The following is a 22471-nucleotide window of genomic DNA, read 5'->3' as shown; positions in this document are numbered from 1 at the left end:
TCGACATGCGTCAGGTCCACCGATTTTCCGGCGCCTCCGTTGGCGAATCGGGTCAGGTGGTCGCGCCGATGATGGCCGCCCGCAGCCGGTGCAGGGCGTCGGCGCGGGCGCCGGCGAGCGCCGGCTCGTCGGTCAGGGTGGCGGCCCGGAGCGGGACGCGGCGCGGCAGGTCGGCGACGGCTGCGGCGATGTCGTCGAGCAGGGGCGGGCCCCACGACCCGCCGATGACGACCAGCTCCGGGTCGGTGAGCGCGACGATCGCCGCGATCGCCCCGCTGACGGCCCGGCCCACGGAGCGCCGGACGGTCGGCGAGTCGGCGAGAACCCGGTCGACGTCGATCGCGGTGGAATCCGGCTGGCGCAGGCCGAGCTGCCCGAAGACCTCGATGAGCCGTACTGCGGAATTGTCCGGCCCCACGGTGAGAAGGTGGGCGATCTCGCCGGCAAGACCGGTGCGGCCCTGCTTGACCTCGCCGTCGCTGACGACGGCGCAGCCGAGCCCTTCGCCGAGATACAGGTAGGCGAAGTCGGTCGGACCCGGTTCGGCGCGGGCCGCCCAGTTCACGTCGTTGTCCACGGTGACCGGTCCGTCGACGTACGGCCTCAGCAGCGCGACGGGGTCGAGCTCGCCGATCAGGAACGGCGCGTCGGGGAGCTGGATCAGCCGGCCGGTGGCGCGGTCGACCGGGTCGGCGGCGCTGACCACCGCCAGTCGGGGCGTGGCGGTGGCGAGTTCGGCGGCGGCCGCCGTCAGCGCGGCGGCGACCTGATCGGGTCGGGCCGGCCGGTCGAGGGGGCGGCAGGCGCGCGCGACGGTGTCGCCGTAGGCGTCCACGGCCTCGGCCACGATGCCCTCGGGCGCGATGCTCACCGCGAGCGCGACGCCGGTGCCGGCGGTCAGCGCGTAGTACGAGCCGACCCGGCCGCGGCCGCGTCCGCCGGGGGTCCGTTCGCCGGTGTCGGCGACGAGCCCGCGCTCGGTCAGCCGGCGTACGCTCTCGCCGGCCGTCGGCTTCGAGATGCCGGTCTCGGCGGCCAGCTCGGCGCGGGTCAGCCGCCGGTGCCGCATCAGCGCGCGCAGCACGTGCTCGTCGGTCAGCGACCGGACCAGCTCCAGCGACGGCTTGGCGGCAACCATTCACCAATTCTAGGTAGGGCTCTTGCCTGGAAGGCGCGTCGACCCGTACCGTCGGTTCAAGTAAGGAGCATTGACTAGAAGGAGTGGTCGCCGTGTCAGCTCCCGTCCTGCCCGCTGCCGCCGCCCTGCCCGCGCTGCCGCACTGGGAGGAGACCCCCGCCGACCTGCGGGCCGCGATCCGCGAGATCAAGGCCGCGCTGCGGGCCCGGATCGCCGCCTCCGGCCGCACCGTCGAGGAGGTCTTCGCCGTCGTCGAGGCCCGGATCCGCGCCGAGGTCGACGAGATCACCGCGGCCCGCGCGCGCGGCGAGCAGATCTGGCCGGTCATCGAGTACGCCGACATCGAGGCCGGCACGGTGTCCGCGGAGCAGTTGGCGCTGCTGCGCCGGCGCGGCTGCCTCGTCGTGCGCGGGCACTTCGCCCGCGCACAGGCGCTGCAGTGGGACCGCGACATCGTCGAGTACGTCGACAGCAACCGGTTCTTCGAGAACTACCGCGGCCCCGGCGACGACTTCTTCGGCAGCGTCGGCTCCAAACCCGAGATCTACCCGATCTACTGGTCGCACGCGCAGATGCAGGCCCGGCAGAGCGACCGGATGGCGCGCGTGCAGGCGTTCCTGAACGGCCTGTGGAAGCACGAGTCCGAGGGTGAGCGGTGGTTCGACCCGCACCGCGACTCGCTCTACCCGGACCGGATCCGCCGCCGCCCCGAGGGCGCCGACTCGGGCGGCCTCGGCACCCACCTCGACCCCGGCACCCTCGACCTGTGGATGACCGAGGCCTATCAGAAGGCGTTCCGGCACCTCTTCGACGGCAGCGTCGAGCAGTACGACCCGTGGGACGCCGCCTACCGCACCGCCGGACCGCAGTACCCGGGCAGCACCATGTGCTCGGCGTTCCGCACCTTCCAGGGCTGGACGGCGCTGTCCGACATGGACCACGACCAGGGCGTGCTGCACACCGTGCCGATCCCGGCGGCCATGGCGTACCTGATGCTGCGGCCGCTGCTGCCCGACGTGCCGGACGACGACATGTGCGGCGTCACCGTCAACCAGGTCTTCCCGGCCGGCGAGAAGTGGCACCCGCTGCTGATGAGGGCCCTGTCCGGCATCCCGGACGTCCGGGCCGGCGACTCCGTCTGGTGGCACTGCGACATGATCCACAGCGTCGCGCCGGTGACGGACCAGAAGGGCTGGGGCAACGTCATGTACATCCCGGCCGCCCCCTGGTGCCCGCGCAACGAGACGTACGCCGCGAGCGTGCGGGAGGCCTTCCTGACGGGCTCCAGCCCGAGCGACTTCCCGGCCGAACACTACGAGCGCGGCTGGGACAACCGGTTCCAGCTCGACGACCTGAACGACACCGGCCGGCGCGGCCTCGGCCTGGACTGAGCACCGCTGGACGGCGTGGGCGTCCTGAACGGACGCGGCGGCGCCGGAGGCGTGAGCCCCCGGCGCCGCGTGTCTCAGTGGGCGCTGTCCGCCGGCGTCGTCTCCTTGACGTACGTCGGGTGCAGGTGCACCGGCTCCGCGCTCTTCCGACGCGCCTTCGCCCTCAGGTTCAGGAACTCGACGAAGATCGAGAAGGCGATCGGGCCGTACACGTAGCCCTTGGGGATGTGCTGGTCGAGCCCCTCGGCGATGAGGCTGCCGCCGATCAGCAGCAGGAACGACAGCGCCAGCATCTTCACCGTGGGGTGCTGGTTGACGAAGCGGCTGATCGCGCCGGCCGAGACCAGCATGATGATCATGGCGACCACGACCGCCGCGACCATGATGCCGAGCTGGTCGACCATGCCGACCGCGGTGATGACCGAGTCCAGCGAGAAGACCACGTCCAGCACGAGGATCTGCGCGATGACCGCCGCGAACGACGCGGTCGCCCGCTGGGTGCCGTGCTCGGATCCCTCCAGGTGCTCATGGATCTCGTACGTCGCCTTGCCGAGCAGGAACAACCCGCCCAGTAGCAGGATCAGGTCCCGTCCGGAGATCTCCATGCCGAAGACCGTGAACAGCGGCGCGGTCAGCCCGATCACCCAGGACAGTGACGCCAACAGGATCAGCCGGGTGATCAGCGCAAGCGCGAGTCCGAGCGTCCGGGCCCGCTTCTGCTGGTCCGCTGGCAGCTTCCCGGCGAGGATCGAGATGAACACGACGTTGTCGATGCCCAACACGATCTCCAGCAGGAGCAGCGTGGCAAACGCCACGTACAGCTCCGGACTGGTCAGCCACTCCATGTCACCCTCCTGGTATTGATCGCCGCGCTCGCGCGCGCCCGGCAGAGCTTAACGATCTTCCCTGTATGGAGAATGTGAACCGCACGAAATGTCTCCATCCGTGCAGTTGCGGCAATTCGGAGCGAGGTCGAGGAGCTACCACGCGACGACGTCTCCGCGACGGCACCCGCGTCGCCGGGGCTGTGCGACCCTGAGCAGGCAGGCGCGCAGTCGGCGGGGGTGGGTCGGACGTGATCGAGATTCGGACGTTCGTGCAGACCGACCGTGGGCCGCTGCGGGAGCTGTTCCTCCGGGCCGGCGAGGGCGCGCCCGGCTCGATGTGGGGGCATGCGGAGTCCGAGGCGGCGATCTACCTCGACCCGTACGTGGAGCGCGAACCGGAGTCGCTGTTCGTCGCGGTGGCCGACGGCGCGCTGGTCGGCTACCTGTCCGGGTGCCTGGACAGCGCCACCTTTCCGACCGACACGGAACGGATCGGCGAAGCGATCAAGAAGTACCGGCTGATCTTCCGACCCGGGACCGTGGCCTTCTTCGCGCGCGCCACGATCGACGTCGTCCGGGCGGGCGTGCGGCGCGAGCCCGTCGCCGGCGACTTCGCCGATCCCCGGTGGCCGTCGCACCTGCACATCAACGTCGCGCCGGAGGGGCGGGGGACCGGGGTGGCCGACGGGCTGATGGAGCGGTGGTTCGACCGGTTGCGGGAGGCCGGCTCACCCGGCTGTCACCTGCAGACCCTGGCCGAGAATACCCGCGCGGTGCGGTTCTTCGAACGGATGGGCTTCGTCAAGCACGGCCCGACGCCGCTGGTCCCCGGCATCCGGGACGACGGCCGCCGACTGCACCAGCAGACGATGGTCCGGACGCCGTGAGCGATCGTCAGTCGGTGACCTCGATGCCGCGCAGCGCGACGCCGCGGTGCGCGGCGAGCCGCTCGGCCTGTTCCGTGACCGCCCGGCGGGTGGCCGTCGACAGCTTCTGCCAGGGCTGCACCGTGACGGTCAATGTCTTGCCGGACTTGCGGGGGCGCCAGGCTCCGACCAGCTCGCCGTCGACCAGCACCGCGCCGGGGCGGCCCAGCACCGGCCACAACTCCTTGGCACGTGCGGGGTCGGGCAGCAGGGTCGGCCGGTCCTTCGCCTGGAGAAAGAGGTCGTACGGGCCGAGCAGCCGGGTGCCGGTGGGGTCGGCCGAGGCCAGCGCGTCGGCGTCGGAGGCGAGCAGCGACCGGCGCTCCCCATCGACGGTCACCTCGACCACGTCGTCGGGCCAGGCCGCCTTGACGTCCCGGACCGGGGCGTCGAGGTAGTCGGCCACGTGGCGGGGGGTCGCCGGACCGAGCAGCCGCAGATAGGCCCGGATGAGGTCGAACCGCTCGCCCGCGGCGGCGGCCCGGCGGAAGCCGGGGATGCGCTCCAGGATCGGCGGCGAGGTGTCGAGGCGCAGCTGCAACCCGGCCCGCAGCGCGGCCAGCCGGAACGGCATCTCGTACAGGTGGGTGGCGTCGCAGGGCCGGCAGAAGCGCAGGTACGGCTCCGGCATGACCCCGGCCAGCCGACCGGACACCTCTCCCTTGACCGTCGGCGCCGTCACGATGGCCCGCATCCGCGCGGCCACCTCGTCGAGCGCGGCCAGGTTGCTGATGCCGGCGGCCTTCAGCGGCTTGGCCGCGTCGTAGATCCGCTTGCCCGCGTCGGCGTCGGAGAACGGCTCAACCGCCGCCGCCACCCGGGCCACGTCGGCGCGGCGGTAGAGATGCGGGGCGCCGCGCACGGTCCAGAGCAGGATCAGATCCTCGTCGGACACCGTCGCCACGTCGACCCCGCGGGCGGCGAGCGCCCACCGGCCGCCATCCGCGCCCGTGTCCTGCACGCCGATGTCCAGCAGGGCGGTGTCGGCGAGCGTGCCGCGCGCCCGGTCGAGCTGCTGCGCCCGCACCCGAAACCTCAGCACCTGACGCCGCACCACCTGACGCGGCACCACCTGGTGTCGGTCGACCATGGCTCCACCCTAGGCGCCGCCTCTGACATTCCCGGTGCGCCGACGCTGATCGTCCGGTTCCGACCCGTTGCGATTACTTCGTCGGGCAGCGGGTAAGGGTGGATTTGTTGACGAAGCAACTAACGGCGGGTCGGGCATCGGCCCGTCACCGGTACAGGGAGTGTCCTCATGAGCGATGTGAAGCTCGCGATCATCTACTACTCGGCCACCGGGACGCTGCACGGCATGGCGCAGCGGTTGGCCGCCGCGGGGGAGAAGGCGGGCGCGGAGGTGCGCCTGCGCCAGGTCGCCGAGCTCGCCCCGAAGGAGGCGATCGCCTCCAACGAGGCGTGGAGCCAGCACGTCGAGGCCACCAAGGACGAACCGCGGGCCGCCGCCGACGACGTGGTCTGGGCCGACGCCGTGCTCTTCGGCTCGCCCACCCGGTACGGCAACATCGCCAGCCAGCTCAAGCAGTTCCTCGACACGCTCGGCCCACAGTGGGCCCAGGGCCAGCTCGCCGACAAGGTCTACGCCGGCTTCACCGCCTCCCAGACCGCCCACGGTGGCCAGGAATCGACGCTGCTGGCGCTCTACAACACCATCCACCACTTCGGGGGCCTCGTGGTCGCCCCCGGCTACACCGACCCGCTGAAGTTCGCCGACGGCAACCCGTACGGCGTCTCCCACGTCACCGGCGGCAACAACACCGACCCGCTCACCGACGTGCAGTTCGCCGCGCTGGACCACATGGCGTCCCGCGTGGTCGCGATCGCCGGTCGGCTCAACTCCCGGGCCTGATCGGCAGCTCACCGGGGCCCCCGCCGCTCGTGTTGATCATGAGGTTCACCGCGCGACACGCGCCGCGAGCTCATGACCAACCGGGCGCCGGGGGCTCTCGGTTGTTGTTGCAAGAGCGGGGAATGCGGTTCCGTGGCGACCGCGAAGCGGGAAAATGCGGCTGTCCGGGCGAGCACGGCCCGATCGGCTCGTGGTCGGGTCGGCGTCGACTGTCGGATCGTGCTGCCCGGGATTCGCATTCTCTGACCCGGCTGCCGACCGGGATATCCATGGACGGTGGCGGATGGTGGGACAGTCGCGGGCGGCACGGCTGGCGGCCGGACTGACGGTCGCGGCGGCCCTGGCGAACGCCGCGCCCGCGGTGACGGGCGTGCCGGCCGTGCGGTCGCGGCTGTGGCCCGGGCTGTCCGGACCCGGTGCGGGCTACGTCGCGTTGACCTTCGACGACGGGCCGGCGCGGGCCTCCACCCCGCTGTTCCTGCGGGCGTTGGCGCAGGCGCGGGTGCGGGCGACCTTCTTCCTGCTGGGACGGATGCTCGACCGCGATCCGGGACTCGGGCGGGAGATCGTGGCGGGCGGGCACGACGTCGCCGTGCACGGCTGGGAGCACCGCAACCTGCTGTGGCGGACACCGGCCGCGACCTACGGCGACATCGCGCGGGCGCGGAACCGGATCGCGGAGGTCACCGGCGTCCTGCCGGTCTGGTACCGGCCGCCGTACGGGGTGTTGACCACCGCCGCGCTGCTGGCCTGCCGGCGGCTGGGGCTGCGACCGCGGCTGTGGACCACGTGGGGCCGCGACTGGGAGTCGGGCGCCACGCCGGCGTCGGTCTTCCGAACCGTGACGCGTGCGCTCGGTGGTGGGGGAACGGTACTGCTGCACGACTCCGACGCGCTGACCGCGCCGAGCGCCTGGCGCGCCACGTTGGGGGCCCTGCCGGTGCTGATCGCCGACGCGCGGCGGCGGGGCCTGACGGTGGGGCCGTTGGTTGACCACGCAACGGGACGCGGGCCTGAATGGGAAGCCCGGCGCTTTGGCCGCCATGCGGCGAATGGTGCCGAAATATGGGGGTAGACGGTGCGGTGTGACGCAGCGGCCAGGAGGCGGGTTGACACGGTACGCCGTAGGGGCAGGCCCGCGTCGGTCCGCGCGGCCGGGGGGCGACGGGTCCGCGCCGCTCGCCGGTGAACGGCCCGTCCGCGCCGCGTCGGTCGCAGGGGGCTCGGTCGTGGTCATCTCCGCGGACATCGGAGCGGGCCACGACGCCGCCGCGGCGGAGTTGGGACGCCGGCTGGCCGTACGCGGGCTGCGGGTGGACCGGGTGAACCTGCTGTCACTGCTGCCCCCGCCGTTCCCGATCGTCGTCCGACAGGTGTACCGGGGGATGCTGCGGTGGCTGCCGTCGGGCTACGAGCTGTTGTTCGGGCTCTTCGGTCGGTCGCCGGCGTTGATGGACGCGATCAGGGGGGTGCTGCGTCCGGCCGGGCGGCGGCTGGTGGCGCGGTTGCCGGCGGACACCCGCGCCGTGGTCACCACCTTCCCGTTCGCGAACCAGGTCGTGGGACCACTGCGCGAGCTCGGCTATTCGGGGACGGTGCTGACCTACGTGACCGATTTCGTGCTGCACCCGGCCTGGCTGGCGGCCGGCGTCGACGAGTACTGCGTGATCCACGACGCGGTCCGCGACCAGGCGCGGGCGATGGGGGTGCGACGGACGCGGGTGGTGGACGCCCTGGTCTCCCCGCGCTTTCCCGCGTCCGGCGGGGTGGGCCGGGCCGAGGCGCGACGGCGGTTCGGGCTGCCGGAGGAGGAACGACTGGCGTTGATCGTCGCCGGTTCGTGGGGCGTGGGGGAGGTCGAACGCACCGCCGCGGACGTGCTGGCCAGCGGGTGCGTCCGACCGGTCGTGGTCTGCGGGCGCAACGAGGCGCTGCGCCGGCGGCTGCGGGGATATCCCGGCTACGTCTTCGGGTGGGTGGGCGACATGCCGACCCTGATGAGCGCGGTCGACGTGCTCGTCGAGAACGCGGGCGGGCTGACCTGCCAGGAGTCGCTCGCCGTGGGGCTGCCCACGATCACGTACCGGCCGATCCCCGGGCACGGGATAGCCAACGCGCGGGTGCTGGCCGGCTGCGGACTCACCCGGTACGTCGAAACGCCGGCGGAGCTGTCCCGGACGCTGCGCGACGTCGTCGCGGCCGGACGTACCGCGCCGCGCGCGGCGACCGGTCGCGACATGGCGGCCATGGTCCTCGACGCGATCGCCGCCCAGACGCCGTCGCGGGAACAATGATCACCGCGCCGGTCCGGGACCCATGATCCTGGCGGTCGGGCTCGCCGTGGTGGCGGCGTTCTGCTTCGCGCTGGCCTCGGCGCTGCATCAGAAGGCGGCGAAACAGCAGCAACCGCACGCCGCCCTGGACCCGCGGCTGCTGCTGCGGCTGCTCCGCAGCCCGCTGTGGCTGTGGGCGTGGGTGCCGGACACCGCCGGCGTGGCGCTGCAGGCGCTCGCGCTGCGGTTCGGGACGCTCGTGACCGTCCAGCCGGTGCTCTCCAGCGGGCTGCTCATGGCGGTGCTGATCGAGGCCCGGCTCAACCGACGCCGGGTGCTCCGCCGCGATCTGGTCGCGGTGGTGCTCGGCGCGGCCGGGCTGGCCGCCTTCGTGGCGGTCGCCGGGGCGCAGACCGGGCAGACCGATCCGCCGGCGTCGCGCTGGTGGGCGCCCGGACTCGCCGCGGTGTCCGTGGTGGCGGCCTCCGCGCTGGTCTCCCGGTGGCTGCACGGCGCCGCCCGCGGCGCGCTGCTCGGCTTCGCCGGCGGTGTCGCGTACAGCCTCACGGCCGCCCTGGTGAAGGCCGTGCTCGGCCACTATCACGGCGACCTGCTCACCGCGGTCGTCGACTGGCGGGTCGCCGCCCTCGCCGGCTCCGCGCTGACCGGGCTGCTGCTCACCCAGAACGCGTTCCAGAGCGGTCGGCTCGCCGCCCCCCTGACCGCGCTCACCCTGACCGACCCGGTGGTCAGCGTGCTGCTCGGGGTGATCGTCTTCGACGAGACGATCGCGCTCACCGGGCCGAAGATCGCCGGCCTCGCCGCCGCGTCGGCGGCGATCGTGGCCGGGATCTGGCTGGCCGGGAAGGCGTCCGCGGCCAGCCAGGGCAGCGACGCCGGCTAGCGCCGCCCCTTGAGGTGGCGCCCCAACTCCCGGGTGATCTCGCGGTTCGCGTCCCGTTCGGCCAGCGCCTGCCGCTTGTCGTACGACCGCTTGCCCCGGGCGAGGCCGAGCTCCAGCTTCGCCCAGCCGCCCGCGAAGTACATCGACAACGGAACGAGCGTCAGCCCGCCCTCGCGCACCTTGTCCGTGATCCGGTCGATCTCCACCCGCCGCAGCAGGAGCTTGCGGGTACGGCGCGGTTGATGGTTCGTCCACGTGCCGTACCCGTACTCGGCGATGTGCAGCCCGTACAGCAGCAGCTCACCGTCGCGCTCCTGGGCGAACGCGTCGACCAGCGACACCCGGCCGGCCCGCAGCGACTTCACCTCCGTGCCGACCAGCACGATCCCCGCCTCGTACGTCTTGAGGATCGCGTAGTCGTGCCACGCCCGGCGGTTGGTGGCGACGACCGTGCGGTCACCTTCCCTGGACGCGGCTACCTCCCGGCGCTCAGCCAACGACCCATGCACTGCAGCAGGTCGGCGGCGTCGACGGGCTTCGTGACGTAGTCGCTGGCGCCGGAGGAGATGCTCTTCTCCCGGTCGCCGTGCATGGCCTTCGCGGTGACCGCGATGATCGGCAGGTTCGCGTAGCGGGGCATGGCACGGATCGCGGCGGTCGCGGCGTACCCGTCCATCTCCGGCATCATCACGTCCATCAGCACCAGGTCGATGTCGTCGTGACGCATCAGCATCTCGACGCCCTTGCGGCCGTTCTCCGCGTAGACGACGTCCATCCCGTGCAGCTCCAGGATGTTGGTCAGCGCGAAGACGTTGCGGGCGTCGTCGTCGACCACCAGCACCTTGCGTCCGGTCAGCTCGCCCAGGCCGGACTCGGCGGCCGGGCGCGTCTCCGGCGCGGCGGCGCTCAGCGGCAGGACCCGTTCCGGGGTGACGGCCGTGAGGTGCAGCGTGATCCGCTCACGCAGGTCGTCGAGGCTGCGCAGCAGCTCCAACGGACGCTCGTGGGCGAGCACCTGCAACAGGGAGTCCTGGTTGGGGGTCAGCGGGTGCCCGTGGTAGGCGAGGACCGGCACGCCGCGCAGCGTCAGGTCGTCGTGCAGCGCCTTGAGCACCACCGTCCCGGTGTCGTCGGGGGCGTCGAGCTGCAGCACCACGCAGTGGTACGGGCGATGCGTCAGCGCCTCCATCGCCGAGGCCGCGTCCACCGCGGTGAACACCTCCACCGGCGGGGCCGCCTCGCCCAGGTCGGTCGCCACCCCCTGGGTCAGCAGCGTCAGCAGCCCGTTGTCGTGGCGCTCCAGCACCAGCACCCGGCGGCCCTCGCCCGGCGCGACCGGGACGGCCGGCGGCAGCGCCACCGGAAGCGCGACGGGGGCGGTGCCGGGCTCGCCGCCGGGGGCCACGGTCGGGGCGGTCACCGGCAGGTAGAGCGTGAACGTGCTGCCCTGTCCCAGCACGCTCTCCGCGGTGATCTGGCCGCCGAGCAGGTGCGCGATCTCGCGACTGATCGACAACCCGAGGCCCGTCCCGCCGTACCGCCGGCTCGTGGTGCCGTCGGCCTGCTGGAAGGCGTCGAAGATGGCGGTGAGGTGCTGCTCGGCGATGCCGATTCCGGTGTCGGTGACCCGGAACGCGACGACCGCGTCGGCGGGCTCCAAGCTCTCGGGCAGCTCACCGGGCCCGACCCGGTCGACCCGCAGCTCCACCCGGCCCTTCTCGGTGAACTTCACCGCGTTGGAGACGAGGTTGCGCAGCACCTGCCGGAGCCGCTGCTCGTCGGTGTGCAGCTCGGTCGGCACGTCGGCCCCGGTGCTGATCTCCAGCTCCAGCCCGCGCGGCGTGGTCAACGGCCGGAAGGTGGCGTCGACGTAGTCGCAGAGCGTGGAGAGCTCGAAGGTCTCGGGGTTGATGTCCATTTTGCCGGCCTCGACCTTCGACAGGTCGAGGATGTCGTTGATGAGCTGCAACAGGTCCGTGCCGGCCGAGTGGATCACCGTCGCGTACTCGACCTGCTTGCCGGTCAGGTTGCCGGCCGGGTTCTGGGCCAGCAGCTGGGCGAGGATGAGCAGCGAGTTCAACGGCGTACGCAGCTCATGGCTCATGTTGGCCAGGAACTCCGACTTGTACTTCGAGGCCAGCGCCAGCTGCTGGGCGCGGGCCTCCAGCTCCTGCCGGGCCTGCTCGATCTCGGAGTTCTTCGTCTCGATGTCGTGGTTCTGGCGGGCCAGCAGCGCCGCCTTGTCCTCCAGCTCGGCGTTGGAGCGCTGCAGCTCCTCGGAGCGGGCCTGCAGCTCCTCCGACCGGGCCTGCAGCTCGGCCGCGAGCCGCTGCGACTCCGTCAGCAGCACGTCGGTGCGGGCGTTCGCCACGATGGTGTTGACGTTGACGCCGATCGTCTCGGTGAGCTGGTTGAGGAAGTCGTGCTGGGTCTCGGTGAAGCGGCCCATGCTGGCCAGCTCGATCACGCCGAGCACCTGGTCCTCGAAGAGGATCGGCAGCACGATCAGGTGCAGCGGGGCGCTGGCGCCGAGGCTGGACGAGACCGTGAAGTAGTCGGCGGGCACCGCGTCCACCACGATCGGTCGCTTGCTCACCGCGACCTGCCCGACCAGCGACTCGCCGAGGGCGTACCGCCGGCCCGCGGCGCTGTGGCCGTAGCCGCCGACCACCCGCAGCTCCGTGCCGCCGCTGCTGTCGTCGACCAGCAGGAACGTGCCGAGCTGCGCGGAGACCAGCGGGGCGAGCTCGTTCATGACCAGGCCGGCGACGACGTCGAGGTCGCGGTGGCCCTGCATCAGCCCGGCGATCCGGGCCAGATTGGTCTTGAGCCAGTCCTGTTCCTGGTTGGTCCGGGTGGTCTCGCGCAGCGACTCCACCATGAAGTTGATGTTGTCCTTCAGCTCGCCGACCTCGCCCGGCGCCTCCACGGTGATGGAGCGGGTCAGGTCGCCGGTGGCGACCGCGCTGGTCACCTCGGCGATCGCGCGGACCTGGCGGGTGAGGTTACCGGCCAGCTCGTTGACGTTCTCGGTGAGCCGCTTCCAGGTGCCGGAGACGCCCTCGACCTCGGCCTGGCCGCCGAGGCGGCCCTCGCTGCCCACCTCGCGGGCCACCCGGGTGACCTCGGCCGCGAAGCTGGAGAGCTGGTCGACCATCGTGTTGATGGTCGTCTTGAGCTCCAGGATCTCGCCGCGGGCGTCGACGTCGATCTTCCTGGTCAGGTCGCCCTGCGCCACCGCGGTGGTGACCTGGGCGATGTTCCGGACCTGGCCGGTGAGGTTGTTCGCCATCGAGTTGACGTTGTCGGTGAGGTCCTTCCAGGTGCCGGCGACGTTCGGCACCCGGGCCTGGCCGCCGAGGCGGCCCTCGGTGCCCACCTCGCGGGCCACCCGGGTCACCTCGTCGGCGAACGCCCCGAGCGTGTCGACCATGGTGTTGATGGTCTGGGCGAGGACGGCGACCTCGCCCTTCGCCTCCACCGTGATCTGCCGGCTCAGGTCGCCCTGCGCCACCGCCGTCGCCACCAGCGCGATCGAGCGCACCTGGTTGGTGAGGTTGTTGGCCATCTCGTTGACGTTGTCGGTGAGGTCCTTCCAGGTGCCGGCGACGTTCGACACCCGCGCCTGGCCGCCGAGGCGGCCCTCGGTGCCCACCTCGCGGGCCACCCGGGTCACCTCGTCGGCGAACGCCGAGAGCTGGTCGACCATCGTGTTGATGGTCTCCTTCAGCGCCAGGATCTCGCCTCGGGCGTCGACCCGGATCTTCTGGGACAGGTCGCCCTTCGCGACCGCGGTGGTCACCTCGGCGATGCTGCGGACCTGCGCGGTGAGGTTGTCCGCCATGACGTTGACGGACTCGGTGAGGTCCTTCCAGGTGCCGGAGACGCCCTTGACGTCCGCCTGGCCGCCGAGCCGGCCCTCGGTGCCGACCTCGCGGGCCACCCGGGTGACCTCGTCGGCGAAGGACGACAGCTGATCCACCATCGTGTTGATGGTGTTCTTCAGCTCCAGGATCTCGCCGTGCGCGGTAACGGTGATCTTCTGCGACAGGTCGCCGCGCGCCACGGCGGTCGCGACCTGGGCGATGCTGCGCACCTGGTCGGTGAGGTTGCCGGCCATCGAGTTCACCGAGTCGGTGAGGTCGCGCCAGGTGCCGGCGACGCCGCTGACCTGCGCCTGCCCACCGAGCCGGCCATCGGTGCCGACCTCGCGGGCCACCCGGGTGACCTCGTCGGCGAAGGACGACAGCTGATCCACCATCGTGTTGATGGTGCTCTTGAGCTCCAGGATCTCGCCGCGGGCGTCGACGGTGATCTTCTGGGACAGGTCGCCGCGGGCGACCGCGGTGGTCACCTGGGCGATGTTGCGGACCTGGCTGGTGAGGTTGCCGGCCATGAAGTTCACGGAGTCGGTGAGGTCGCGCCAGGTGCCGGCGACGCCGGGCACCTCGGCCTGGCCGCCCAGCCGCCCCTCGCTGCCCACCTCGCGGGCCACCCGGGTGACCTCGTCGGCGAAGGACGACAGCTGGTCGACCATCGTGTTGATGGTGTTCTTCAGCTCCAGGATCTCGCCGCGCACGTCCACGGTGATTTTCTGCGACAGGTCGCCCAGGGCCACCGCGGTGGCGACCTCGGCGATGTCGCGGACCTGGTCGGTGAGGTTGCCGGCCATCGCGTTCACCGAGTCGGTGAGGTCCTTCCAGGTGCCCGAGACGCCGGGCACCTCGGCCTGACCGCCCAGCTGCCCCTCCGTGCCCACCTCGCGGGCCACACGGGTGACCTCGGAGGTGAAGAGCGAGAGCTGGTCGACCATGCCGTTGAAGACGGTCGCGATCTCGCCCAGCAGGCCGTCGCCGTCCTCCGGCAGGCGCGTGCCGAAGTCGCCGTCGCGCACGGCGGTCAGACCCGCGAGCAGTTGTCGCAGACCGGGGTCCGCCATCGCCGCCGTGCTGTTGGAAACCCCGCGTCCGCCGGACGACGTCTTCTCGACCACCACAACCACCCTCGCGCAGCAGCCGGACGAGCAGGCCCTCCGGCACGAACGTGAACCGCACAAGTATGCACGTCCGAGACTGGGAGAGCACTGCAAGATCACGCGCCGCCGCGCAGGCGGTCCAGGCAGCTACAACATCGCCAGCGGCTGCCGCACGGTCGGCGGCGGGAACGCGGCGTCGAGGGCGGTGAGATCCTCGGCGGTCAGAGTCAGACCCAGCGCCCCGGCGTTCTGCCGGGTGTGATCCGGCTTCGATGACCGGGGGATGGCCGCGACCGCCTCCTGGCGGAGCAGCCAGGCGAGCGCCACCTGCGCGGGTGTGGCCTCGTGCCGCGCGGCGACCTCCTCGAGCTGCGGGTGGCCCAGCAGCCGCCCCTGCTCGATCGGCGAGTACGCCATCACGGGGATGTCGTGCTCGCGCAGCCAGGGCAGCAGGTCGAACTCGGGACCGCGCCGCGTCAGGTTGTAGAGGATCTGGTTCGTCGCGCACGCCTCGCCGCCGGCGTCCATCAGCTCCGTCATGTCGGAGGTGTCGAAGTTGCTCACCCCCCACTGCCCGATGTCGCCGGCGTCGACCAACTCGGCGAACGCCTCGATCGTCTCGGCCAGCGGATGACTGCCCCGCCAGTGCAGCAGGTAGAGATCGATGTGATCGACGCCGAGCCGCTGGAGGCTGCGGCGGCAGGCCTGCACGGTGCCGCGCCGGCTGGCGTTGGACGGCAGCACCTTGTCGACCAGGAACACCTCATCGCGCCGTCCGGCGATCGCCTCGCCCACCAGCTCCTCGGACGCGCCGTCGCCGTACATCTCCGCGGTGTCGAGCAGCGTCATGCCCAGGTCGAGGCCGGTCCGCAGCGCGGTGATCTCGTCGCGCCGCTTCGCCGGGTCGTCGCCCAGGAACCAGGTGCCCTGGCCGAGCGCCGGCATCGTCTCGCCGGACGGCAACGTGATCGCAGGCATCGCGAGCGTCATTCCGACCTCCCGTGGGGTACGTGGCCTCGTCAGCCATGCCGGCTACCCCCGCGCGGGCGGGGCAAACGCGACCGGTCGTCGCCGGGGGATACCCCCGTCCCGGCGGGCGCGCCGCGGGCGGCGTGCGGGTCACCCCGTGACCGCATCCCCGCGCCCGGAGAAGCGGGCGACGTACCGCTTCTGCCAGGGCGTCTCCACGGCGTGCGGGTCGTAGTGCTCCCGGACGAACGCCACCGCCCGCTCCGCCGGAACGCCGTCGAGCACGGCCAGACAGGCCAGCGCCGTGCCGGTCCGTCCCCGGCCGCCGCGGCAGGCGAGCTCCACCCGCCCGGTCGCCGCCCGCTCCCACGCCTGGCGCAGCAGCAGCCGCGCCTGCGCGCGGTCCGCCGGCAGCCGGAAGTCCGGCCAGCGCAACCACCGGCTCTCCCAGGCGCGGGCGGGCGGCTCGGTGCCCAGCAGGTAGAGGCCGAAGGTGGGTGTGGGCCCCGGCGGCAGCGGCCGGCGCAGCGCCCGCCCCCGGACCAGCCGGCCGGAGGGCAGCCGCAGCACGCCGGTAGCGGTGGGGTCCCACGACTCGGCCATGCCGCCCACCCTAAACGGGGGTCGGCGACGAAGAGGCCCGCGAGTCGGCGGCGTCTAGCGGGGGCGCCCCGGGGCGGTCCCGGGGTGCGGACCGAAGGCGGTCAGGAAGCGGTTCCGGAACGTGTCCATCCGCCAGACCGGGGCCTGCGGACCGGGCCGCAGCCCCTCCTGCCAGCCCCAGCCGGCGATCCGGTCCAGCACCGCCCGGTCCCGGCTCACGATGGTGATCGGCACGTCCCGGGTGGCGCCCTCGCCCGTGATGAGCGGGGTGGGCTGGTGGTCGCCGAGGAGGACGAGGACCAGGTCGTCGTCGCCGTACCGCTCGACGTAGGAGATGACACTGCTCAGCGAGTACTCGATCGCGCGCCGGTAGCCGGCGCGGGCGCGGGTGGTGGCATCGCCGCGCACCCCCTGCTGCGGCTTCTCGGTCGCGGCGGTGGCGTCGCGGTAGACCCGGCCGTTGCCGAGGGAGTCCCAGTCCAGCAGCCGGGGGATGGTCGTCCACGGCGAGTGGCTGGACACCAGGGCGATCTCCGCCATCACCGGGCGCCGGTCCGCCTCCGGCCGCTCCCGCCGCTGGAACGCCGACAGCGTGTACTGGTCGGGGATCGGGGCGTAGGCGAAGGTCGGGCCGCGATAGCCGAGATTGCGGTTGTCGTACAGCCGGTCGTGGCCGAAGACCGCCCCTTCCGGCCAGTCCTGCGTGATGGCCGGCATGACGCCGACGGTCCGCCAGCCCGCGCGCCGGAACGCGGTGCCCAGGGTGAGCCGGTCGCTGGCCAGCAGCGCGCGGTGCCGCTGCTCGTTGTCGATCCACACCCCCGAGAGCAGCGTGTCGTGCGCCAGCCAGCTGCCGCCGCCCATCGCCGGTGAGGTGAGGAAGCCGCTGCGGGAGGCGAAGCCCGCGGCGCGCAGTCGCCGGTCGCCGTCGTCGAGCACCGCGCCGACCTGCGGGGCGAACTCCGGATCCTCGACCGCGTCGCGCCCGTAGCTCTCGACGAACGCGACGATCACGTCCTTGCCGCGCAGCGCGGTCAGGAACTGATCGGCCGGGGTGTTCCCGAACGCGTCGTCGGCGAGCTCCGCGGCGAACGTCTTCCGGTCCTGCAGGCCGGCGCGCACCTGGCGCGCGTGGTCGTAGACCAGCGCGGTCGCGCTGCTGTCCGCGACCGGCGCGTCCGGGACGATCCGCACGCCCAGCGCGGCCAGCACCAGCCAGCCGACCGCCAGCGCGGCGACCGACCGCCGCGCCGTGACGTCGTGCCGGACCACCAGCCGGGTCAGCCGCAGCACCGACAGCGCCAGGAGCACGGGCACCGCGGTGACGAGCAGCACCGCCGCGACCACCGCGCCGATCGCGGCGGTCCGACCGAACGAGTCGGACACGAACCCCGCCGCGTCGTCGAAGAGCACCCAGTCGACACCGAGGTGGAAGGGCCGGTCGAACGCCCCGTAGAACCCCATGTCGGCGACCTTCAGGACGGCCAGCAGGCCGAGGGTGAACCCGGCGAGCCCGGCCACGACCCGGCGCGGCCACGGCGGCAGCACGAGCAGGACGGCGACCGTGGCCAGCGCCTCGAGCGGGATCCGCAGGAACGCGGCGGGCGTGAGCCGGGTGAGCTGGTTCGGCGCGGTGAGAGCGACGAGCACCAGCAGGCCGGCCAGCGCGGTGATGGCCCAGGCGGCCACGCGGCGCCTGCCCCCGTGCCCGGCGGGACCGGCGTCCGCCGTCGGTGTCTCCTCCACAGTGGCCTCGCTGCGGTGCGGCGTTTCGGGGAGCATGCGGGGTGTCCTTCCGGGTGCGGGTCAGACCAGGGCCAGGACGTGCCGGAGCCCTCGCGGGCCGGCCGCCGCCGCCGGCGGCAGCAGGAACGCGTACAGGCCGGCGGCCACCGCGCCCGAGTCGGTGAGCGGGTTGTCGCCGACCATGAGGGCGCGCTCCGGGGCCACGCCGAGGCGTTCACACGCGATCAGGAACGGCGTCGCCGCCGGCTTGCACACCCCACACTCGTATGACATCACGACGGTGTCGACGAACGGCGACAGCCCGCGCAGCTCCAGCGCCGGGCGCAGGTCGAAGCCGGTGTCGCTGACGACCCCGATCCGTACGCCGCGCTCGTGCAGCGACCTGAGGGTGTCGACGCTGTCCGGGAACGCCTCCCAGGACTCCGCCCGGACGGTGAGCGCGTACAGGTGCCCGCTCAGCCCCGGCGCCAGCTTCTCGCACCCGGCGGTGTCGTACAGCGCCGTCCACACCTCGCGGTGCCGCTCGGGCGACAGGTCCCGGCCCTTGGCGAGCTCCTCGGCGGTGCCGGCGCGCTCCAGCACGCGCCGCCACACCCGCGCGACCTCGTCCGGGTCGAGCCGGTCGACGCCGAGGGCGGCGGCCGCCCTGTGCAGCAGCGTCTCGCCGCTGCCGGTCAGCCGGATCAGGGTGTCGCCGGCGTCGAACAGCACGGCGTCGAACTGGGTCACGTCCACGTCTCCTCAGCGCAGGATCAGACCGGGGGAGGGGCTGCCCACCGGGCCGGCGGCGGTGCCGGGGCGGGCGGGGTGGTGCCGCCACAGCCACCCGACGTCGTGGCCGAACGACTCGATCAGCAGGGCCAGCGACACCGCGAGCACGACGGCGGTCCCCGGCCCGGGCAGCACCTCGGCGGCCGCGACGGCCAGCAGCACGCCCTGGGCGGCCGCGACGACCTTTCGCCAGTGACGCGGCGGCAGCGAGCCACGCATCCACGGCAGCGCCCAGCCGGCGACCACGAAGGCGTACCGCATCGCCCCGATGGCGAGCACCCAGGGACCCACCGCCGGCGTGACGTGGACGCAGAGCACCAGGATCAGGAACGCGTCGACCTCCATGTCGAAGCGCGCGCCGAGCGCGCTGACGGTGCCGGTGCGCCGGGCGACGTATCCGTCGACCGCGTCGAGCGACAGCGCCACGGCGGTGAGGGCGACCAGCAGCCCGACCGGCGTAGGCCGGGTGAAGCCGTCCACGGTCAGCGCCGTGACGCCGCCGACCAGCAGGGCCCGCGCCAGCGTCACCCGGTCGGCGGGCCCGAGGCCGGGCGCGCCGGACCGGCGCAGCCCGTGGGCGAGCACGAGGCACGTCACGGTCCCGTGCGCGAGTCCGGCGAGCCAGCCCGCCAGGCCGAGCCCGGCGGTCGCGGCGAGGCCGGCGAGCAGGACAAACTGGATGATCAGCCCGATCGCCGGACCGGTTTGAACCCTGGGCACCATGCCTCCGTGAGTAAAGATCGACGACCCGCTGACGACAGGGAACACGGAAAGCGTGGGCGTTCGGTTCGGTCCAGATTCCACAAATGAGGAGAAACCGTGACGCGGGAGGCCCACGCCTTCTGGCTGCGCTCGCCCGGGCAGGGCGAGATCCGGCCGGTGACGCTGCCCGCGCCCGGCCCCGACGACGTCCTGGTCCGCACGCTGCACTCCGCCGTCAGCCGGGGCACCGAGACGCTGGTCTTCTCCGGTCGCGTGCCGGCCGGCCAGCACGCCGCGATGCGCGCCCCGTTCCAGGAGGGCGACTTCCCGGCGCCCGTGAAGTACGGCTACCTCAACGTCGGCGTGGTCGAAGCGGGCCCGGCGGCGCTCACCGGCCGTACCGTCTTCTGCCTCCACCCGCACCAGACCGCCTACGTCGTCCCGGCCGACGCCGTGGTGGTGGTGCCCGACGGGGTGCCGCCGGCCCGGGCCGTGCTCGCCGGGACGGTGGAGACCGCGGTGAACGCGCTGTGGGACGCCGCGCCGCTGGTCGGCGACCGGATCACGGTGGTGGGCGGCGGCATGGTGGGGTGCTGCGTCGCGGCGCTGGCCGCCCGGTTCCCCGGCGTCCGGGTCGAGCTCGTCGACGCCGATCCCGCCCGGGCGGAGATCGCCGCCGCGCTGGACGTGGAATTCGCGCTGCCCGCCGACGCGGCGGGCGGGCGCGACCTGGTCGTGCACGCCAGCGCGACCGCCGAGGGGCTGCAGCGGTCGCTGGAGCTGCTCGCCCCGGAGGGCACGGTGATCGAGCTGAGCTGGTACGGCGACCGCGCGGTGAACGTGTCGCTGGGCGGAGCGTTCCACTCCGGACGGCTGACCATCCGCAGTAGCCAGGTCGGCATGGTGTCGCCGGCGCGCCGGGGCAGCCGCAGCTTCGCCGACCGGCTGGCGCTGGCGCTGGAGCTGCTGCGCGATCCCGCGTTCGACGCGCTGATCACCGGCGAGTCCCGGTTCGCGGAGCTACCCGACGTGCTCGTCCAACTGGCGGCCGGGAGCCTTCCCGCGCTGTGCCATCTCATCACCTACGACGGAGAGTGAACCGTGTTCAGCGTGACCGTCCGTGATCACATCATGATCGCGCACAGTTTCCGGGGCGAGGTCTTCGGACCCGCGCAGCGACTCCACGGCGCGACGTTCGTCGTCGACGCGACGTTCCGGCGGGCCGAGCTCGACGCCGACGGCATCGTCGTCGACATCGGGCTCGCCGCGCAGCAGCTGAACGCGGTCCTCGGCGAGCTCACCTACCGCAACCTCGACGACGAGCCCGCGTTCGCCGGCGTGAACACCACGACCGAGGTGCTCGCCCGGACGATCGCCGACCGGCTCGCCGACCGCGTCCACGCCGGCGACCTGGGCGACGGGGCGCGCGGGCTGGCCGGGATCACGGTGACGCTGCACGAGTCGCACATCGCCTGGGCCAGCTACGAGCGCCCGCTATGAGGCTGGTCAACGTCGTGCTGCCCCACGACATCGACGATCCGGCCACGCCGAGCGGCGGCAACACGTACGACCGGCGGGTCTGCGCCGGACTGACCGCCGCCGGCTGGAGCCTCCGGGAGCACGTCGTCCCCGGCGCGTGGCCGCGGCCGACCGCGACGGAGCGCGCCGGGCTCGCCCGGCTGCTCGCCGGTCTCGACGACGACGCGGTGGTGCTGCTCGACGGGCTGGTCGCCTCGGCGGTGCCGCAGGTGCTGGTCCCGGCGGCCCGCCGACTGCGTCTGGTCGTCCTGGTGCACATGCCGTTGTGCGACGACGCCGAGGGGGCGGCGCTGGCCGCCGCCACCTCGATCGTGGCGACCAGCGAGTGGACGCGGCGCCAACTGCTCGACCGGTACGCGCTGCCCGCCCAGCGGGTGCACGTCGCCACGCCCGGGGTGGACCCCGCGCCGCTGGCGACCGGGTCGGCCGGCGGCGCGGAGCTGCTCTGCGTCGCCGCCGTCACCGCCGGCAAGGGGCACGACGTGCTGATGGAGGCCCTGGCCGCCGCCGCGGACCTGCCCTGGCGCTGCGTCTGCGTCGGCGCCCTGACCCGCGATCCGGAGTTCGTCGACCGGCTCCGCCGACGGGCGCACGCCGCCGGTGTCGCCGGCCGCGTCAGCCTGGTCGGCCCGCGCACCGGCGACGGGCTCGCCGCCGCGTACGCCGGTGCCGACCTGCTCGTGCTCGCCTCCCGCGCCGAGACGTACGGCATGGTGGTCACGGAGGCGCTGGCCCGGGGAATCCCGGTGCTGGCCTCCGACGTGGACGGGCTGCCGGAGGCGCTGGGGCGGGCGCCCGACGGGAGCCGGCCGGGCCTGCTGGTGCAGCCGGGGGATCCGGGAGCGCTCGCCGGGGCGCTGCGGCGCTGGCTCGGCGACGCGGAGCTGCGCCGGCGGCTGCGGCGCTCCGCGCACGGCCGTCGTGCGACGCTGACCGGCTGGGACGTCACCGCGGCCCGGGTCGCCGGCGCGCTGACCGCGGCGGTGGCGGCATGAGCGCCGAGGCGAGCCGGACGTTCGCCGACTGGCTCCGGCTCCGGGAGCCCGCCGACGCCGCGGCCCGCGCGTCCGAGCTGCTGGAGCCGGTCCGCCGGCGACTGGCCGGCGGTGGACGTACGGTGATCCACGACTTCGGCAGCGGCACCGGGTCGATGGGGCGGTGGCTCGCCCCGCGGCTGGCCGGGCCGCAGCACTGGATCATGTACGACCGGGACGCCGACCTGCTGGAACGGGCCGCGGCCGACATGGTCGACACCGCCGCCGACGGCGCGCCCGTCACCGTCGAGACCCGGCGCCGCGACATCACCCGGCTCACCCCCGCCGACCTCGACGGCGCGTCCCTGGTCACCGCGTCCGCGCTGCTCGACATGCTGACCGCCGACGAGATCGAGCGGGTCGTGGCGGCCTGCGCGGGGGCCGGATGCCCGGCGCTGCTGATGATCTCGGTGATCGGGCGGGTCCAGCTCACGCCCGCCGATCCGCTGGACGCCGAGATCGCGGCGGCGTTCAACGACCATCAGCGCCGCACGGTCGACGGCCGGACGCTGCTCGGCCCGGACGCGGCGGACGCCTGCGCCGCGGCGTTCACCCGGCACGGCGTCGACGTCGACGTGCGATCCAGCCCGTGGCGGCTGGGCCCGGAGCAGGCGGACCTGATCGCCGAGTGGCTCACCGGCTGGGTGGACGCCGCGTGCGAGCAGCGGCCGGAGCTCGCCGGGCCCGCGGCGCCGTACGCCCGTCGGCGCCGTGCGGAGGCCGCCGCCGGACGGCTGCGGGTGGTGGTCGATCACCACGACCTGCTCGCCGGCGCCGGGTGAACCGGCGGGCGGTCGCGTGCG

General features: G+C 73.2%; 19 protein-coding genes and 1 pseudogene. 10 read left to right on the top strand and 10 right to left on the bottom strand.

The annotated features are described in order from the left end of the window. Nucleotides 1-52: 52 nt before the first annotated feature. Nucleotides 53-1138, bottom strand: a complete 1086-nt coding sequence (locus BLW47_RS06800; protein WP_091553002.1) for an ROK family transcriptional regulator — start codon at nt 1136-1138, stop codon at nt 53-55. Nucleotides 1139-1230: 92 nt separating this feature from the next. On the opposite strand from BLW47_RS06800, the gene BLW47_RS06795 reads away from it, so the two are divergent. Further along, nucleotides 1231-2529, top strand: a complete 1299-nt coding sequence (locus BLW47_RS06795; RefSeq protein ID WP_245736484.1) for a DUF1479 domain-containing protein — start codon at nt 1231-1233, stop codon at nt 2527-2529. 74 nt (nt 2530-2603) lie between these two features. On the opposite strand, the gene BLW47_RS06790 is transcribed toward BLW47_RS06795, so the two are convergent. Beyond that, nucleotides 2604-3374 carry a TerC family protein gene (locus BLW47_RS06790; RefSeq protein WP_091553000.1) on the bottom strand — a complete coding sequence of 257 codons (771 nt, stop codon included), beginning with the start codon at nt 3372-3374 and terminating at the stop codon, nt 2604-2606. 230 nt (nt 3375-3604) lie between these two features. On the opposite strand from BLW47_RS06790, the gene BLW47_RS06785 reads away from it, so the two are divergent. After that, nucleotides 3605-4243, top strand: coding sequence for a GNAT family N-acetyltransferase (locus BLW47_RS06785; RefSeq protein ID WP_217634799.1), 639 nt, complete (start codon nt 3605-3607; stop codon nt 4241-4243). Nucleotides 4244-4250: 7 nt separating this feature from the next. Here BLW47_RS06785 and BLW47_RS06780 read toward each other — a convergent pair whose 3' ends face one another. Continuing rightward, nucleotides 4251-5372, bottom strand: a complete 1122-nt coding sequence (locus BLW47_RS06780; RefSeq protein WP_091552997.1) for a winged helix DNA-binding domain-containing protein — start codon at nt 5370-5372, stop codon at nt 4251-4253. A 168-nt stretch (nt 5373-5540) separates the two neighbouring features. Between BLW47_RS06780 and wrbA the strand changes: the two genes are divergently transcribed. The 4 genes from wrbA to BLW47_RS06760 all read left to right on the top strand — a co-directional run bounded on the left by wrbA (nt 5541) and on the right by BLW47_RS06760 (nt 9329). Then, nucleotides 5541-6152 carry an NAD(P)H:quinone oxidoreductase gene (wrbA, locus tag BLW47_RS06775; protein WP_091552995.1) on the top strand — a complete coding sequence of 204 codons (612 nt, stop codon included), beginning with the start codon at nt 5541-5543 and terminating at the stop codon, nt 6150-6152. A gap of 283 nt (nt 6153-6435) precedes the next feature. Further along, nucleotides 6436-7227 (top strand): polysaccharide deacetylase family protein, encoded by a 792-nt coding sequence (locus BLW47_RS06770; protein ID WP_091552993.1) that lies wholly within the window; start codon nt 6436-6438, stop codon nt 7225-7227. A gap of 154 nt (nt 7228-7381) precedes the next feature. Continuing rightward, nucleotides 7382-8446 carry an MGDG synthase family glycosyltransferase gene (locus tag BLW47_RS06765; protein ID WP_245736482.1) on the top strand — a complete coding sequence of 355 codons (1065 nt, stop codon included), beginning with the start codon at nt 7382-7384 and terminating at the stop codon, nt 8444-8446. Between the two features lie 22 nt (nt 8447-8468). Beyond that, on the top strand, nt 8469-9329 hold the full coding sequence (locus BLW47_RS06760) for a DMT family transporter (protein WP_091552988.1): 861 nt from the start codon (nt 8469-8471) through the stop codon (nt 9327-9329). Here the strand turns inward: BLW47_RS06760 and smpB are convergent. The 7 genes and pseudogenes from smpB to BLW47_RS06725 all read right to left on the bottom strand — a co-directional run. Further along, complete coding sequence (smpB, locus tag BLW47_RS06755) at nt 9326-9826, bottom strand: SsrA-binding protein SmpB (RefSeq protein ID WP_091554564.1); 501 nt, start codon at nt 9824-9826, stop codon at nt 9326-9328. The two genes, BLW47_RS06760 and smpB, sit on opposite strands and share 4 nt — an antisense overlap. Beyond that, nucleotides 9805-14322 (bottom strand): HAMP domain-containing protein, encoded by a 4518-nt coding sequence (locus BLW47_RS06750; protein WP_425435352.1) that lies wholly within the window; start codon nt 14320-14322, stop codon nt 9805-9807. The genes smpB and BLW47_RS06750 overlap by 22 nt, the downstream gene beginning before the upstream one ends. A gap of 129 nt (nt 14323-14451) precedes the next feature. Beyond that, complete coding sequence (locus BLW47_RS06745; RefSeq protein WP_091552986.1) at nt 14452-15294, bottom strand: aldo/keto reductase; 843 nt, start codon at nt 15292-15294, stop codon at nt 14452-14454. Nucleotides 15295-15423: 129 nt separating this feature from the next. Then, nucleotides 15424-15876 (bottom strand): protein-tyrosine phosphatase family protein, encoded by a 453-nt coding sequence (locus BLW47_RS06740; RefSeq protein ID WP_091552983.1) that lies wholly within the window; start codon nt 15874-15876, stop codon nt 15424-15426. 54 nt (nt 15877-15930) lie between these two features. Continuing rightward, a complete protein-coding gene (locus BLW47_RS06735) occupies nt 15931-17658 on the bottom strand; it encodes an LTA synthase family protein (protein WP_091552981.1) in 1728 nt (575 codons plus the stop codon). A gap of 24 nt (nt 17659-17682) precedes the next feature. Then, the gene (locus BLW47_RS06730; RefSeq protein WP_175543529.1) at nt 17683-18351 is read right to left on the bottom strand and encodes an HAD family hydrolase; all 669 of its coding nucleotides are present in this window, start codon (nt 18349-18351) and stop codon (nt 17683-17685) included. 30 nt (nt 18352-18381) lie between these two features. After that, nucleotides 18382-19116 (bottom strand): annotated as a pseudogene (locus tag BLW47_RS06725) (CDP-alcohol phosphatidyltransferase family protein); the annotation flags it as partial. A gap of 96 nt (nt 19117-19212) precedes the next feature. Between BLW47_RS06725 and BLW47_RS06720 the strand changes: the two are divergent. The 4 genes from BLW47_RS06720 to BLW47_RS06705 are packed head-to-tail and all read left to right on the top strand — an operon-like array spanning nt 19213 to nt 22450. After that, entirely contained in the window at nt 19213-20193 is a 981-nt protein-coding gene (locus BLW47_RS06720; RefSeq protein WP_091552973.1) for a zinc-dependent alcohol dehydrogenase, read from the top strand. A gap of 3 nt (nt 20194-20196) precedes the next feature. Further along, nucleotides 20197-20595: a 6-pyruvoyl trahydropterin synthase family protein gene (locus BLW47_RS06715; RefSeq protein WP_091552971.1), complete on the top strand. Its 399-nt coding sequence runs from the start codon at nt 20197-20199 to the stop codon at nt 20593-20595. Continuing rightward, a complete protein-coding gene (locus BLW47_RS06710) occupies nt 20592-21629 on the top strand; it encodes a glycosyltransferase family 4 protein (protein WP_091552969.1) in 1038 nt (345 codons plus the stop codon). Before BLW47_RS06715 ends, BLW47_RS06710 begins: the two co-directional genes overlap by 4 nt. After that, the gene (locus tag BLW47_RS06705) at nt 21626-22450 is read left to right on the top strand and encodes a class I SAM-dependent methyltransferase (RefSeq protein ID WP_091552967.1); all 825 of its coding nucleotides are present in this window, start codon (nt 21626-21628) and stop codon (nt 22448-22450) included. Before BLW47_RS06710 ends, BLW47_RS06705 begins: the two co-directional genes overlap by 4 nt. Nucleotides 22451-22471 lie beyond the last annotated feature (21 nt).

Origin of the sequence: Micromonospora pattaloongensis (assembly GCF_900107255.1) — a bacterium.
GTDB classification, from domain to species: Bacteria; Actinomycetota; Actinomycetes; order Mycobacteriales; family Micromonosporaceae; genus Micromonospora_I; species Micromonospora_I pattaloongensis.
This window is presented reverse-complemented; position numbering and strand designations above follow the sequence as displayed.